This is a genomic window from Streptomyces sp. CA-146814 (assembly GCF_050942385.1).
Taxonomy (GTDB): domain Bacteria; phylum Actinomycetota; class Actinomycetes; order Streptomycetales; family Streptomycetaceae; genus Streptomyces.
The window spans coordinates 1,502,278-1,516,154 of record NZ_CP192068.1 but is presented as its reverse complement, the minus strand read 5'-3'; the positions used below and the strand labels follow the sequence as shown (position 1 = coordinate 1,516,154).

14 protein-coding genes are annotated in these 13,877 nt (G+C 74.0%); 7 read left to right on the top strand and 7 right to left on the bottom strand.

Annotated features, from left to right (window positions below; translation table 11 throughout):
* Window positions 1–208 precede the first annotated feature (208 nt).
* The 7 genes from ACQP09_RS06705 to lgt all read left to right on the top strand — a co-directional run bounded on the left by ACQP09_RS06705 (window position 209) and on the right by lgt (window position 5,936).
* The gene (locus ACQP09_RS06705; RefSeq protein WP_433396726.1) at window positions 209–595 is read left to right on the top strand and encodes a DUF2752 domain-containing protein; all 387 of its coding nucleotides are present in this window, start codon (window positions 209–211) and stop codon (window positions 593–595) included.
* Window positions 596–710: 115 nt separating this feature from the next.
* The gene (gene trpC / locus ACQP09_RS06700) at window positions 711–1,520 is read left to right on the top strand and encodes an indole-3-glycerol phosphate synthase TrpC (protein WP_010064524.1); all 810 of its coding nucleotides are present in this window, start codon (window positions 711–713) and stop codon (window positions 1,518–1,520) included.
* 17 nt (window positions 1,521–1,537) lie between these two features.
* Window positions 1,538–1,753 (top strand): tryptophan biosynthesis modulator TrpM, encoded by a 216-nt coding sequence (gene trpM, locus ACQP09_RS06695; protein WP_030564052.1) that lies wholly within the window; start codon window positions 1,538–1,540, stop codon window positions 1,751–1,753.
* A 148-nt stretch (window positions 1,754–1,901) separates the two neighbouring features.
* Window positions 1,902–3,188 (top strand): tryptophan synthase subunit beta, encoded by a 1,287-nt coding sequence (trpB, locus tag ACQP09_RS06690; protein WP_433396724.1) that lies wholly within the window; start codon window positions 1,902–1,904, stop codon window positions 3,186–3,188.
* Window positions 3,185–3,997, top strand: coding sequence for a tryptophan synthase subunit alpha (trpA, locus tag ACQP09_RS06685; RefSeq protein ID WP_433396722.1), 813 nt, complete (start codon window positions 3,185–3,187; stop codon window positions 3,995–3,997). Before trpB ends, trpA begins: the two co-directional genes overlap by 4 nt.
* Window positions 3,998–4,072: 75 nt before the next feature.
* Window positions 4,073–4,900: a DsbA family protein gene (locus ACQP09_RS06680; protein WP_432148100.1), complete on the top strand. Its 828-nt coding sequence runs from the start codon at window positions 4,073–4,075 to the stop codon at window positions 4,898–4,900.
* 85 nt (window positions 4,901–4,985) lie between these two features.
* Window positions 4,986–5,936: a prolipoprotein diacylglyceryl transferase gene (lgt, locus tag ACQP09_RS06675; protein ID WP_433396721.1), complete on the top strand. Its 951-nt coding sequence runs from the start codon at window positions 4,986–4,988 to the stop codon at window positions 5,934–5,936.
* Window positions 5,937–5,985: 49 nt separating this feature from the next.
* Here lgt and ACQP09_RS06670 read toward each other — a convergent pair whose 3' ends face one another.
* Genes ACQP09_RS06670 through ACQP09_RS06640 form a run of 7 tightly spaced genes read right to left on the bottom strand, consistent with a single transcriptional unit; the run spans window position 5,986 to window position 13,817 of the window.
* Window positions 5,986–6,855, bottom strand: a complete 870-nt coding sequence (locus tag ACQP09_RS06670) for an HpcH/HpaI aldolase/citrate lyase family protein (protein ID WP_433396719.1) — start codon at window positions 6,853–6,855, stop codon at window positions 5,986–5,988.
* On the bottom strand, window positions 6,852–8,051 hold the full coding sequence (locus ACQP09_RS06665) for a CaiB/BaiF CoA transferase family protein (RefSeq protein WP_433396717.1): 1,200 nt from the start codon (window positions 8,049–8,051) through the stop codon (window positions 6,852–6,854). The genes ACQP09_RS06670 and ACQP09_RS06665 overlap by 4 nt, the downstream gene beginning before the upstream one ends.
* Entirely contained in the window at window positions 8,048–8,932 is an 885-nt protein-coding gene (gene rbsK / locus ACQP09_RS06660; RefSeq protein ID WP_433396715.1) for a ribokinase, read from the bottom strand. Before rbsK ends, ACQP09_RS06665 begins: the two co-directional genes overlap by 4 nt.
* Window positions 8,929–10,347 carry an ADP-ribosylglycohydrolase family protein gene (locus ACQP09_RS06655; protein WP_433406507.1) on the bottom strand — a complete coding sequence of 473 codons (1,419 nt, stop codon included), beginning with the start codon at window positions 10,345–10,347 and terminating at the stop codon, window positions 8,929–8,931. Before ACQP09_RS06655 ends, rbsK begins: the two co-directional genes overlap by 4 nt.
* A 20-nt stretch (window positions 10,348–10,367) precedes the next feature.
* Entirely contained in the window at window positions 10,368–11,561 is a 1,194-nt protein-coding gene (locus tag ACQP09_RS06650; protein ID WP_433396714.1) for an ADP-ribosylglycohydrolase family protein, read from the bottom strand.
* A complete protein-coding gene (locus ACQP09_RS06645; RefSeq protein WP_433396712.1) occupies window positions 11,488–12,732 on the bottom strand; it encodes an ADP-ribosylglycohydrolase family protein in 1,245 nt (414 codons plus the stop codon). Before ACQP09_RS06645 ends, ACQP09_RS06650 begins: the two co-directional genes overlap by 74 nt.
* Window positions 12,729–13,817: an ADP-ribosylglycohydrolase family protein gene (locus ACQP09_RS06640; protein WP_433396710.1), complete on the bottom strand. Its 1,089-nt coding sequence runs from the start codon at window positions 13,815–13,817 to the stop codon at window positions 12,729–12,731. The genes ACQP09_RS06645 and ACQP09_RS06640 overlap by 4 nt, the downstream gene beginning before the upstream one ends.
* Between the last annotated feature and the right edge of the window lie 60 nt (window positions 13,818–13,877).

Sequence of the window (13,877 nt, the reverse complement as noted above, 5' to 3'; positions counted from 1 at the left end):
CCCGACCCCAGACATGGCCCGCCCCGCGCTTGAGGACGAAACCCGCGCCATTCCAGCCCGTCCGGCATTTGAGGACGGAACCCTTTCCGGGGTGGGCCCGGAGCGCACAGGCCCCTCGGGCGAGGAACCCTCTCAGGCACCCGGCCCCCCAGGCCACGGTTCCGTCCTCAAACGCCGGACGGGCTGGGGAGGAAGCCGGACGGGCTGGATGCGCCTCGCCACTCCCCTCGGCATCCTCGCCACCGTCACCGCCGCCTTCGCCTACGTCGGCACCGTCGACCCCAACGAGCCCGGCCACTACCCCGTCTGCCCGCTGCTCAAGATCACCGGCGCCTTCTGCCCCGGCTGCGGCGGCCTCCGCAGCGCCCACGCCTTCATCCACGGCGACCTCGGCGCCGCCTTCTCCGCCAACGCGATCGCCACCACCGGCTACTTCCTCTTCGCCGCCGTCTGGATCCTCTGGCTCGTCCGGGCCTGGCGCGGACAGCCCCTGCGGATCGCCCTCGCCCCCGCCTGGTGGTGGAGCATCGGCGCGCTGCTCCTGGTCTTCACCGTCGTCCGGAATCTGCCGTTCGGCTCCGCACTGGCGCCCTGAATGCCCAGGTAGTGGGACGCGGCGTGGCCGGATGCGGGCCCCAGGGCCTCCTGCGGATACCATCGGTATGGCTGATCCTGTTCACCGTCAACCGTTCCGGAAGGGGGCCGCTCGCGTGAGTGTGCTCGACGAGATCATCGACGGCGTTCGCGCCGACCTCGCGGAGCGGCAGGCGCGCGTCAGCCTCGACGAGCTGAAGGAGCGCGCCGCCCGCGCTCCCCAGGCCAAGGACGGAGTCGCCGCCCTGCGCGGCGAGGGCGTCACCGTCATCTGCGAGGTCAAGCGCTCGTCCCCGTCCAAGGGGGCCCTTGCCGCCATCGCGGACCCCGCCGCCCTCGCCGCGGACTACGAGGCCGGTGGCGCGTCCGTCATCTCGGTCCTCACCGAGGAGCGCCGCTTCGGCGGCTCGCTCGCCGACCTGGAGGCCGTCCGCGCCAAGGTCGACACCCCGATCCTGCGCAAGGACTTCATCGTCACCTCGTACCAGCTGTGGGAGGCCCGGGCGTACGGCGCCGACCTCGCTCTGCTGATCGTCGCCGCCCTGGACCAGGAGGCCCTGGTCTCCCTGATCGAGCGCGCCGAGTCCATCGGGCTCACCCCGCTCGTCGAGGCGCACGACGAGGAGGAGGCGGAGCGCGCCGTCGACGCCGGAGCGAAGATCATCGGTGTCAACGCGCGCAACCTGAAGGACCTCAAGGTCGACCGCTCCACCTTCGAGCGCGTCGCCCCCGAGATCCCCGACCACATCGTCAAGGTCGCCGAGTCCGGCGTCCGCGGCCCGCACGACCTGATCGCGTACGCCAACGCCGGCGCCGACGCCGTCCTGGTCGGCGAGTCCCTGGTCACCGGCCGCGACCCGCGCGCCGCCGTCGCCGACCTCGTCGCCGCAGGCGCCCACCCGGCCCTCCGCCACGGCCGCGGCTGACCGGGAGCACGACGACCATGACCGACCGTCCCGCCGCCGCCCGCACCCGGCCGGGCCTGCGCCCCGCCGGGGCCCCGGCCCGGGACCCGCACGCCCCGCTGGCGCGCGGGTGCAGGCCGCGAGGCTGCCGCGCCCCCGCCCGGCGCGTGCACGGCCGGCGGGTGCGGTACGTGATCGGTGACGAGCCCGGCCAGGTGAACGGGATGCGATGGCGCCCGGGGACCGCGCTGTAGCGAGCCCCGGCCGACGTACCGCAGTACCCCCATCTCCACCCGTACGTACGACCGCACCACCCCGACCGCACGCCGGTCCCGGTGGCGCTCGCTCCTCCGCGCATACGGTGAACCCACCCGTTGCCCTGCACGCCAAGGAGCACATCGCATGACGTCCGAATTCTTCATTCCGGACCCCGAGGGTCTGACCCCCAGCGCCGAAGGCTACTTCGGTGCCTACGGCGGCAAGTTCATCCCGGAGGCGCTCGTCGCCGCCGTGGACGAGGTCGCCGTCGAGTACGACAAGGCCAAGTCCGACCCGGCCTTCGCCGCCGAGCTCAACGAGCTGATGGTGAACTACACCGGCCGGCCCAGCGCGCTGACCGAGGTCCCGCGCTTCGCCGAGCACGCGGGCGGCGCCCGGGTCTTCCTCAAGCGCGAGGACCTGAACCACACCGGCTCGCACAAGATCAACAACGTGCTCGGCCAGGCGCTCCTCACCAAGCGCATGGACAAGACCCGGGTCATCGCCGAGACCGGAGCCGGCCAGCACGGCGTCGCCACCGCCACCGCCTGCGCCCTCTTCGGCCTCGACTGCACCATCTACATGGGCGAGATCGACACCGAGCGCCAGGCGCTGAACGTGGCCCGGATGCGGATGCTCGGCGCCGAGGTCGTCGCCGTGAAGTCCGGCAGCCGGACCCTGAAGGACGCCATCAACGAGGCGTTCCGCGACTGGGTCGCCAACGTGGACCGTACGCACTACCTCTTCGGTACGGTCGCGGGTCCGCACCCCTTCCCCGCGATGGTCCGCGACTTCCACCGCGTCATCGGCGTCGAGGCCCGCCGCCAGTTCCTGGAGCGCACCGGCCGCCTCCCGGACGCGGCGGTCGCCTGTGTCGGCGGCGGCTCCAACGCCATCGGCCTCTTCCACGCCTTCATCCCGGACGCCGACGTCCGCCTGGTCGGCTGCGAGCCCGCCGGACACGGCGTGGAGACCGGCGAGCACGCGGCCACCCTGACGGCGGGGGAGCCGGGCATCCTGCACGGGTCCCGCTCCTACGTCCTCCAGGACGACGAGGGCCAGATCACCGAGCCGTACTCCATCTCCGCCGGGCTGGACTATCCGGGCATCGGCCCCGAGCACTCCTACCTCAAGGACATCGGGCGCGGCGAGTACCGCGCGGTCACCGACGACGCCGCCATGCAGGCCCTGCGCCTGCTCTCCCGCACCGAGGGGATCATCCCGGCCATCGAGAGCGCCCACGCGCTCGCCGGTGCGCTGGACCTCGGCAAGGAGCTCGGCAAGGACGGGCTGATCCTCATCAACCTGTCCGGCCGCGGCGACAAGGACATGGACACCGCCGCCCGCTACTTCGGGCTGTACGACACCGACGCCGCCGTCGAGGCGGACGCCGACAGCGACCGCGCCGAGATCGAGGGGGACGCCAAGTGAGCGGCAACATCGAGCTGTTGAGCACCACCCTCGCCGCCGCGAAGGCCGAGGACCGGGCCGCGCTGATCGCCTACCTCCCGGCCGGCTTCCCGACCGTCGACGGCGGCATCGAGGCGGTCAAGGCCGTCATCGCGGGCGGCGCCGATGTCGTCGAGATCGGCCTCCCGCACAGCGACCCGGTGCTCGACGGGCCGGTCATCCAGACCGCCGACGACATCGCCCTGCGCGGCGGCGTCCGCATCGCCGACGTGATGCGGACGGTCCGCGAGGCGTACGAGGCCACCGGGGTCCCGATCCTGGTCATGACGTACTGGAACCCCATCGACCGGTACGGCGTCGAGCGGTTCACCGCCGAGCTGGCCGAGGCGGGCGGCGCCGGGTGCATCCTGCCCGACCTGCCGGTCCAGGAGTCGGCGCTGTGGCGCGAGCACGCCGAGAAGCACGGTCTCGCCACCGTCTTCGTCGTCGCTCCCAGCAGCCAGGACGCCCGCCTCGCCACCATCACGGCGGCGGGCAGCGGCTTCGTCTACGCGGCGTCCCTGATGGGCGTCACCGGCACCCGCGTCTCCGTCGGCGCCCAGGCCCAGGAGCTGGTCGGCCGCACCCGCGCCACCACCGACCTGCCGGTCTGCGTCGGCCTCGGCGTCTCCAACGCCGCGCAGGCCGCCGAGGTCGCCGGATTCGCCGACGGCGTGATCGTCGGCTCGGCCTTCGTCAAGGCCATGCTGGACGCCCCCGACGAGGCCGCCGGCCTCGACGCCGTCCGCTCGCTGGCGGGCGAGCTGGCCCAGGGCGTTCGAAAGCGGTGACCCTCGAAGTCACCTGAATGGGTGGAATATGGACGGGGAGGCGCGCAGGCGCCTCCCCGGTTCGTTGCTGCGGGTGTGAGCGACAAGAACCCTGAGGGAAACCGAAGTGCGCGTGAGCGCCTGGCCCAGCAGCGCGAGCGGGAAAAGGGCCGCGACAAGCGCCGCCGTACGCTGATCGTCTCCTCCGCCGTGGTCGGCGTCCTGGCGCTGGCCGCCGTGGTCGGCCTGATCGCGGCCAACGTCGGCAAGGACAGCGGCGGCGACACCGCCTCCGGCCCCGCCATCACCCCGTCCGGAGCGACCGGCGAGGACTCCCTGACCCTGCCGGTCGGCGCCTCCGACGCCCCGTCCACGCTCACGATCTGGGAGGACTTCCGCTGCCCGGTCTGCGCCCAGTTCGAGAACGCCTTCCGGGACACCATCACCGAGCTGGTGGAGGCGGGCCAGCTCAAGGTGGAGTACCACCTGGCGACGATCATCGACGGCAACCTCGGCGGCAAGGGCTCGCTCCGCGCCGCCAATGCCGCCGCCTGCGCCCAGGACGTCGGCAAGTTCGCGCCGTACCACGACGTCCTCTTCCGCAACCAGCCTCCCGAGCCGGACGACGCCTTCGCCAAGAACAGCCGGCTGATCGAGCTGGCCGGTGAGGTCGAGGGGCTCGACACCCCCGCCTTCCGCAGCTGTGTGGAGGACGGCGAGCACGACAGCTGGGTGCAGAAGTCCGACACGGCGTTCCGCGAGGGCGGCTTCCAGGGCACTCCGACCGCGCTTCTCAACGGCGAGTCGATCTTCCCGAAGAAGGGCGACGAGCAGATCTCCGTGGAGAACCTGAAGAAGTGGGTAGCCGAGGCCAACAAGGGCAAGAAACCCGGCACCGCCACCCCGTCCGCCCCCGCTTCCTGAGGGAGCGGGGCAGGGTCCTCGTTATCCAGACGTTGCCGGGTGGCTTGCGGTACCCACCGCCCGGCAAGGTAGCGTCGACCCCGTCATGAACCTTGCCTCCCTTCCCAGCCCGTCGACCGGCGTGATCGAGCTCGGCCCGATCCCGCTCCGCGGCTACGCGTTCTGCATCATCATCGGTGTCTTCGTCGCCGTCTGGATCGGCAACAAGCGCTGGGTCGCCCGGGGCGGCAAAGCCGGCACGGTGGCCGACATCGCCGTCTGGGCCGTGCCCTTCGGCCTCGTCGGCGGCCGGCTCTACCATGTGATCACCGACTACCAGCTCTACTTCAGCGACGGCCAGAACTGGGTCGACGCCTTCAAGATCTGGGAAGGCGGACTCGGCATCTGGGGCGCGATCGCCTTCGGTGCGGTCGGCGCCTGGATCGGCTGCCGCCACCGGGGCATCCCGCTGCCCGCCTGGGCGGACGCGCTGGCCCCCGGTATCGCCGTCGCGCAGGCCATCGGCCGCTGGGGCAACTGGTTCAACCAGGAGCTGTACGGCAAGCCGACCGACCTGCCGTGGGCGCTGGAGATCAGCGAGGGCCCGAACCGGGTCGCCGGGACGTACCACCCGACCTTCCTCTACGAGTCGCTGTGGTGCATCGGCGTCGCGCTGCTGGTCATCTGGGCCGACCGCCGCTTCAGGCTCGGCCACGGACGGGCGTTCGCGCTGTACGTCGCCGCCTACTGCGCCGGTCGCGGCTGGATCGAGTACATGCGGGTCGACGAGGCCCACCACGTCCTGGGCCTCCGCCTGAACGTGTGGACCGCGATCATCGTCTTCGTCCTCGCCGTCACCTACATCGTGATCTCCGCCAGGCTCCGCCCGGGCCGCGAGGAGATCGTCGAGCCGGACAAGGCCGCCGAGGCCGCGAAGGACGCCGAGAAGAAGGACGACGCGGAGGCCGCCGACGCGGACGGCGACCCGCTGAAGAAGGACGACAGCGACCCGCTGACGAAGAAGGACGCCGCCGCCGAGGCAGCCGACAAGAGCTGACCTCCCGCGCGCGCACTGCCCCCGATCGCCGGGCGGACCTGGGAAAACCTCAGGACCGCCCGGCGATCGCCAGTGTGCGGCGCGCCGACGCCACCACCGCCGCGTCCACGAACCGCCCGTCCGGCAGCGCCAGCGCCCCCGCCTCCACCGCCGACGCCGCGACGATCTCCTCCGCCGCCTCGATCTCCCGGGCCGTCGGCCGGAACGCCCGCTCGATCACCTCCAGCTGACGCGGATGGATCGCCGCCCGCCCCAGCAGCCCGAGCCCCCGCCCCCGTACGCAGGAGGTCCACAGCCCGTCCAGGTCCCGCACATCCGGGAAGACCGACTGCGCGGGCGGCGGCAGTGCGGCCGCGCGGGCCGCCACCACGAGCCGGCTGCGCGACCAGTCCAGCCCGCAGTCCTCCCGTACGCCGAGATCGGCGCGGAGGTCCGCCTCGCCCAGCGCGATGCCCCGGACGGCGGGGTCGGCCGACGCGATCGAATACGCGTGCTCCACGCCCAGCGCCGACTCCAGCAGCGGATAGAGCGGTACGCCGGGGGCCACCGCCGCCACATGGTGGACGGAGACCGCGTGCGTGATCTTGGGCAGCCGGAAGCCGGAGAGGCCCGGCAGGTGGGCCAGCGCGCGGATGTCGTCCTCGCCGTGCACCCGGACATGGACGGGTACGGCGTCGGGGGCGGCGGTCTGCGGGTCGGCGAGGAGTTCGGCGGTGGCGGCCCGCGCGTACTCCTTGCGGTCGGGAGCGACCGCGTCCTCCAGGTCGACGATCACCACGTCCGCCCCGCAGCCGAGCGCCTTGGCCACCACCTCCGGCCGGTCCCCGGGGACGTACAGCCAGGTCAGCGGGGGCCGGCCGAGGGGCGGCGGCGTGTCCTCCGGGAGCGGAGGGACGGCGGGGGCCGTGCAGTCGCTCACAGCGCCCCCTGCTCCCGCAGCGCCGCGATCCGGGTCGCCGAGAGGCCGAGCCCGGCCAGGATCTCCTCGGTGTCGGCGCCGTGCGGGCGGCCCGCCCAGCGGATGGCGCCCGGCGTCTCGGAGAGCCGGAAGAGGACGTTCTGCATCCGCAGCGGTCCCAGCTCCGGGTCGTCGACCTCGGCGAGGGTTCCCAGCGCCCGGTACTGCGGGTCCTCCATCACCTCCCGTACGTCATGGATCGGCGCCACGGCCGCCTCCGCCTTCTCGAAGCCGTTGAGCACCTCCTCGCGGCTGTGGCGGGAGATCCAGTGGCCGACGGCGCTGTCCAGCTCCTCGGTGTGCTCGGCCCGGCCGGTGCCCGACCCGAACCAGGGCTCCTCGATCAGTTCCGGGCGGCCCACCAGCCGCATCACCCGCTCGGCGACGGACTGCGCGGAGGTGGAGACCGCGACCCAGTGGCCGTCGGCGGTGCGGTAGGTGTTGCGCGGGGCGTTGTTGCGGGAGCGGTTGCCGGTGCGCGGCTGGACGTAGCCGAGCTGGTCGTACCAGAGCGGCTGCGGGCCCAGCACGGTCAGGATCGGCTCGATGATCGCCAGGTCCACCACCTGTCCCTCGCCGGTCTTCTCCCGTCCGGCGAGTGCGGCCATCACCGCGTACGCCGTCGCCAGCGCCGCGATGGAGTCCGCGAGACCGAACGGCGGCAGCGTCGGCGGCCCGTCCGGCTCCCCGGTGATCGCCGCGAACCCGCTCATCGCCTCGGCCAGCGTGCCGAACCCGGGCCGGTGCGCGTACGGCCCGAACTGGCCGAAGCCGGTGACCCGGGCCAGCACCAGCCGCGGGTTGACGGCGTGCAGCTCCTCGGGACCGAGGCCCCAGCGCTCCAGCGTCCCGGGCCGGAAGTTCTCGACGATCACGTCGGTCCCGGCGGCCAGCTGGAGCAGCACGTCCCGGCCGCCGGGGGCGGACAGGTCCAGCGTCAGGGTGCGCTTGTTGCGGCCGAGCAGCTTCCACCACAGGCCGATGCCGTCCTTGGCGGGTCCGTGCCCGCGCGAGGGGTCCGGCTTACGGGGGTGCTCGACCTTGATCACATCGGCACCGAAGTCGCCGAGCATGGTGGCGGCGAGCGGCCCGGCGAAGAGGGTGGCGAGGTCGATGACCTTCAGCCCGGTCAGGGGTCCTGCCGCTGTCGTACTCATGCTGCCTCGATCTCGCCGCGGTACGGCATGGACGTGGACGCGCCCGGCTTCTGGACGCAGAGCGCGGCGGCCGAGGAGGCGAACGCCAGCGCCTTCGCCACCGGCCGCCCCTCACCGAGCGCCACCGCCAGCGCCCCGACGAACGTGTCCCCGGCCCCGGTCGTGTCCACCGCGCTCACCTCGGGCGCCGCGAACAGCACCGGTTCGCCGCCCCGGGCCGCGTACAGGGAGCCCTTCGCGCCGAGCGTGATGATCACCTCGGGCACCTGCCGGAGCAGGATCTGCGCGGCGGCGTGCGGTTCGGCCTGTCCGGAGAGTTCGGCGGCCTCGTGCTCGTTGGGGACCAACAGGTCGATGTGGTCCAGGAGTTCATCGGGCAGTGGCTGTACGGGGGAGGGGGTGAGGATGGTCCGTACGCCCTGGGACCTGGCGGCTCGGGCGCCCTCCACGACGGCGGAGAGCGGGAGTTCGAGCTGCATCAGCAGCAGCTCGGCGGCGGCGATGGCCGCGATCTCGCCAGGGCCGAGCGCGGTGACCACGCCGTTGGCGCCGGGGACGACCACGATCGCGTTGGCCCCGGTGTCGTCGACCACGATGTGAGCGGTGCCGCTCGGGCCTTCGGCGGTGTGCAGCAAGTCCGTGTCGACTCCGGCGTGTTCGAGGCCGTCGCGCAGCTGGACGCCGTACGCGTCGTCGCCGACCGCGCCGATCATCGTCACCTCGCCGCCCGCGCGGGCGGCGGCGACGGCCTGGTTGGCGCCCTTGCCGCCGGGGATGGTCCGGAACTTCCGGCCGGTGACGGTCTCCCCGAGGCCCGGGGCGCGGGCGGTGTAGGCGACGAGGTCCATGTTGGTGCTGCCGAGCACCGCGATACGGGTCATGGGCGCAGAGCCTCCTGGTGGGTCAGAGCGGCGAGGGTGTCGAATCCGGCCTGGTCGTAGCCGGGTACGGAGGTGGTGAGGCGGTTCTTGAGCGGGGCGGTCCAGTGGTCGGGCAGGGCGGCCGGGGTGGCGGCGAGGAGTCCGGCGAGCGAGCCCGCGGTGGCTCCGTTGGAGTCGGTGTCCCAGCCGCCGGAGACCGCGTTGCCGATCGACCGGGTGAAGTCGCCGTCGGCGTGGGTGAGCGCGGCGGCGAGCAGTGCGGCGTTGGGCAGCACGTGTACCCAGTGGTGGGTGTCGGCATACGCGGCGTGCAGCCGGTCCACCACGGTGTCGAACTCCCTTTCCGCGCGCGCCGTTTCGATCCCGAGCCGGATCGCGCGGGCGTACCGCGAGTGCGGCGGCACGACCCGCAGCCCGGCGGCCAGGCAGCCATGCACATCGCTCTCGCCGCCCGCCGCCACGGCGAGCGCCGCCGCCGTGAACATCGCGCCGTAGACCCCGTTGGCGGTGTGGGTCAGGACCGCGTCGCGGTGGGCCTGGGCGGCGGCCCCGGCCGGGTCGCCGGGGTGGGTCCAGCCGTGCACGTCGGCCCGGATCTGGGCGCCGATCCACTCCCGGAACGGGTTGCGGAAGCGGGCCGTCTCCGGGGGTTCGACGCCTGCGAGGAGATTGCCGTACGCGATGCGCTCGGCAGTGAAGGTGCGGCCGGCCGGGAGTTCGTCGAGCCAGAGGCGGGCCAGGTCGGCGGTGGTGAAGGTGCGGCCGTGCCGTTGGAGCAACAGCAGGGTGAGGAGCGGGTAGTTGAGGTCGTCGTCCTCCGGCATGCCGTCGATGTTCTCGGCGAGCGAGGTGGGGGCCGAGCGGCGGTTCCAGGGGTGGGCGGCGAGCAGTTCGGCGGGCACGCCATGTGCGGTGAACCAGGTGGTGAGGGGCCAGTTCCCGGTGGCGCGGGCGAGTGCGCGGATGCCGGTCAGCGGCAGCTTCTCGACCGGTTTGCCGAGCAGACAGCCCGCCGCCCGGCCGAGCCAGGCGGCGTGCAGGCGGTCGCGGTCGACGGAGGGCGCCCGGTCCCGGACGGTGGTGGGCCGCCGGTCCTGGCCGGCCAGGACCGGCCCGGTCTCCGGCGGTCCTGGCCACTGCGGGCAGGCCGCGATGATCGCGTCCAGGCCGGTCGGCTCGTCCGCCGCCAACGGCGATTCCAGCGTGGCGAGTTCGTCGAGGAGCTGCCCCGCCAGCGCGCGCAGACGCGGCGGTGCGGGCGGCTCGGACGCGCCCGCACGGTCCGGAGCGGGGCTGCCCCCGGCCGCGTACCACCGCTCCGCGATCTCCCGCGCGTCCCGCCCGTCCTGCGCGGCCTGCCGCAGCTCGTGCCCGACCAGATCCTCGGGCTGCACCCAGGTGAGGCGGACGTTCACGTCCTGGGGCGGGCGGAGGCTCACCGCTCACCGGCCATCGCGGTGAACGCCTCCTCGTGGGCCGCGCGGCGCTCCAGGTCCCGGGCGAAGACCTCGCGGGCGACCTGTGCCAGGGTCCGGGCCGGGGCCTCCAGGTCCAGTCGGCTCGCCTCCGCGACCGTCTCCGCCCAGTCGGCCGGGACCTCGCTGCCCAGCGCACCCGCGAGGGCGCCGCTCATGGTGGCGATGGAGTCGCAGTCCCGCCCGTAGTTGACCGAACCGAGCACCGTACGCCGGTAGTCACCGCCGCCGACCAGCAACATGCCCAGCGCGATGGGCAGTTCCTCGATGGAGTGCAGCCGGGACGGGCGGCGGGCGCCGAGCGAAGGGGAGCGGTAGTCGGGGCCGACCGTGTCGAACGGCTCCACCGCCGCCCGCAGCGGCGCGAGCGCGGACTCGAAGTCGTCGTGGTGCGAGGCGACTTCGCAGACCGCCTCGATCGCGTACCGGGTGCCGTCCTTGGCCGGCGCGAGGGCCGCGTCGATCACCGCGTCCGGCGTCGCGCCCGGGTGGCAGGCGGCGGCGACGGCGGCCGCGAAGACCCCGGCGGCCTCCCGCCCGTACGAGGACTGGTGCGGCGCGGCGATCTCCAGCGCCTCGGCGTACGCGGCCTCCGGATTTCCGGCGTTGACCAGGCCGACCGGGGCCATGTACATCGCGGCCCCGCAGTTGACGATGTTGCCCGCACCGGCCTCGCGCGGGTCGACGTGCCCGTAGTGCAGCCGGGCGACGAGCCACTTCTCGGCCAGGAAGATCCGCTGGAGCGGCAGCGCCTCGGCCTCCAGCTCCGGGATCCAGCGCGGCGAGAGCAGGTCCGGGACGAGGTGGTCGGCGATGGCGTACGCGTCGAGGTGGTCGCGGACCTTCTCGTACACGCGGATCAGCGCGTGGGTCATCAAGGTGTCGTCGGTGACGTGCCCGTCGCCCTTGTGGTACGGGGCGATGGGGCGGGCGGTGCGCCAGTCCTCGCCGTGCCAGGGGCCGACGATGCCGGTCACCCGGCCGCCGTGGCGCTCGGCGATCTGCTCGGGCGTCCACCCCTCGACCGGGCCGCCGAGGGCGTCTCCTACGGCGGCGCCGACGAGGGCGCGGGTGATGCGGTCATCGAGTCCGGGCGTGGTCGGGGAGGTCTGCGGGACCGAGGCGGCGGGAGCCGTGGCCGTTGTGGGCGTCATGCCGGAATTGTCCACCCGGAGCGGCCGGTTCCGTGGCTGCCAGCAGCCCGGCGAGTTCGACCAGATCCGTGCCCGCGAGCCGGGGCAGCGCACAGCCGGCGAGCGTGCGGCACGCCTCGAGCCAGCCCGCCGGTACGGCGGTGACCGAGCCGATCGCTCCGGTCAGCGCCCCGGCCAGCGCGGGCGCGGAGTCCGCGACCCGGGAGAGGCAGGCGGCGGCCGGGAGCGCCTGGGCGATCTCGCCCCGGGCGGCGGTGGCGAGGGCCAGGGCCACGGGTACGGTCTCGGCGGCGGCGATCCCGTAGCTGTAGACGTGGTCCACGATCTGGTGCTCCAGGACCGGGACCAGGGCGAACGCCCCGGCGGGCTCGTCGGCGAACTCCCGGGCCAGGCGGACCGCGTGCGCGGCGTTGCGGGCGATCTCGGTGGAGTCGGGGAGCTGGGCCAGCGCCGCGTTCACCACCGCGTCGACGTCCGCCCCGGCCAGCGCCACGGCGATCGCGGCGGCCATGGCGCGGGCGCCGTGCACGCCGTCGCCGTCCTGGGTGTAGCGGGCGTCGAACTCGGCGAGCGCCGCCGCCTCCTCGGGATCGCCCGGGTGGACGACGGCGAGGACGGCGGCCCGTACGCAGGCGGCGTCGTCGAAGTAGTGCGGGTTGTCGTGGCCGGTGGCGGGCGGCCGGAGCCCGGCGGCCAGGTTGCCGAGCCCCGCCCGTACCGAGATCCGGGCGCGCAACGGCATCACCGCCGCCTCCACCTCGGGGGCCCGGGCGCTCGCGGCGGCGACGGTGGCGGCCAGCGCGTTCCAGGACCGGTCCACCGCGTCCCGCATCCGGCGGCCGGTGGAGAGCCCGTCCGCGTCGGCGGCCGCCGCCAGCACCGTACGCCCGGCGAACGCGGCCCACTCGGCGTCGTCGGACGGCCCGAGCCGCAGCGGTTCGGGCGGCTGGTTGAGCGCGATGGGCACCGGGAGCGTGGTGGTGGCGTTCTGCTCGGCGAAGGTGTCCAGCTCCCGGGTGAGCCGCCGGGTCCACTCGGGCATCCGGGCCGCCCGGTGCCGCGCGGCGGGCCACCCGGCGGCGTCCCCGGAGGCGAGGCCGAGGAGCAGGCCCTCGATCCGGGCGCGCCGGGAGGGTGCGGCGACGCTCGCGGGCAGCCTGGGTGTCGTCATCGCCGCTCCTCCCGTACGGGCTCGAAGGACGCGGCCACCGACGCCATGTCCCGTACGGCGGAAGGCTCACGCCCGCCGCCACGGCCCTGGCTCTCCGCCGCCTCCGCGCCCTCCGGTGTCAGCAGGTCGGCGATGTCCAGCACGTGGTAGCCGCGCATCGACGGCAGGCAGCTCCCGCGCACCGGCCCGATCGCCGCCGCCCACTCCGGCGGGATCGCGTCCGAGCCGTGCAGCGCACCGGCCAGGGACCCCGCCACCGCCGCCGTCGTGTCCGCGTCGCGGCCCATGTTCACGGCCGTCAGCACCGCCGTACGAAAATCGCCCCGGGCCGCCGTGAACGCGCCGAACGCCAGGCCCACCGCCTCCGGCGCCAGGTCCGTCCACGGATAGCCGCCGATCACCACCGCCGAACGCACCGCCCGCTCCATCGTGAGCCGGTCCGGGTACGGGCGCTGGGCCGCCGCCACCGCGCGGCGCAGCGAGCGGGCCGTCCAGGAGTCCATCGGCACCACCGAGAGCGCGGCCGCGATCACCGAGGCGAGGCCCGCGCCGACCATCGCCGCCGCCACTCCGGCCGCCACCGCCTGGCCCCCGTAGATCCCCTCGCCCTCGTGGCTGACCCGGCCGTCCACCGCCACCAGCCGGGCCGCCTCGGCGGGACGTCCGGCCGCGAACACGCCGAAGGGGGCCGCCCGCATCGCCAGGCCGTCGCTCCAGGCGTGCCGGTGCTGGGCCGAGATCGGTGCGGCGAGGCCCCGGCGCAGGTTCTCCAGCGTGCCGCGCTCACTGAACCCGGCGCCCCGGAACGGGCCCTCGTCCAGGTCCGCGATCCAGTGGTGCCAGGCCCGCTCCACATGGGAGACGGTGAGCGCGGAGCCGTGCCGGGCCAGCAGCAGCCCGGAGAAGATCGCGTACTCCGTGTCATCGGTCCCCGCCGGGTCCTCGCTCACGAACCCTTCGATCCGCCCCCAGCGGCGGCGGATCTCGGAGGGCCGCAGGTTCTCCGCCGGGGCGCCCAGCGCGTCCCCGACCGCGAGACCCAGCAGCGCACCCCTGGCCCGTTCCTTGCCGACGGCCGTGTCCATCGCGTCGCCCTCCGCTCGTCCGGCGAGTCCGTTTCCGGGCTCTGTCCGCATCTGTGCCAC

Excerpts from the sequence above, each read along its gene's own strand:
- trpB (WP_433396724.1), top strand. The coding sequence starts at position 1,902 with ATGACGTCCGAATTCTTCATTCCGGACCCCGAGGGTCTGACCCCCAGC.
- ACQP09_RS06665 (WP_433396717.1), bottom strand. The coding sequence starts at position 8,051 with ATGAGTACGACAGCGGCAGGACCCCTGACCGGGCTGAAGGTCATCGAC.
- ACQP09_RS06645 (WP_433396712.1), bottom strand. The coding sequence starts at position 12,732 with ATGACGACACCCAGGCTGCCCGCGAGCGTCGCCGCACCCTCCCGGCGC.
- ACQP09_RS06650 (WP_433396714.1), bottom strand. The coding sequence starts at position 11,561 with ATGACGCCCACAACGGCCACGGCTCCCGCCGCCTCGGTCCCGCAGACC.
- rbsK (WP_433396715.1), bottom strand. The coding sequence starts at position 8,932 with ATGACCCGTATCGCGGTGCTCGGCAGCACCAACATGGACCTCGTCGCC.
- trpM (WP_030564052.1), top strand. The coding sequence starts at position 1,538 with ATGACCGACCGTCCCGCCGCCGCCCGCACCCGGCCGGGCCTGCGCCCC.
- lgt (WP_433396721.1), top strand. The coding sequence starts at position 4,986 with ATGAACCTTGCCTCCCTTCCCAGCCCGTCGACCGGCGTGATCGAGCTC.
- ACQP09_RS06705 (WP_433396726.1), top strand. The coding sequence starts at position 209 with ATGCGCCTCGCCACTCCCCTCGGCATCCTCGCCACCGTCACCGCCGCC.
- ACQP09_RS06640 (WP_433396710.1), bottom strand. The coding sequence starts at position 13,817 with ATGGACACGGCCGTCGGCAAGGAACGGGCCAGGGGTGCGCTGCTGGGT.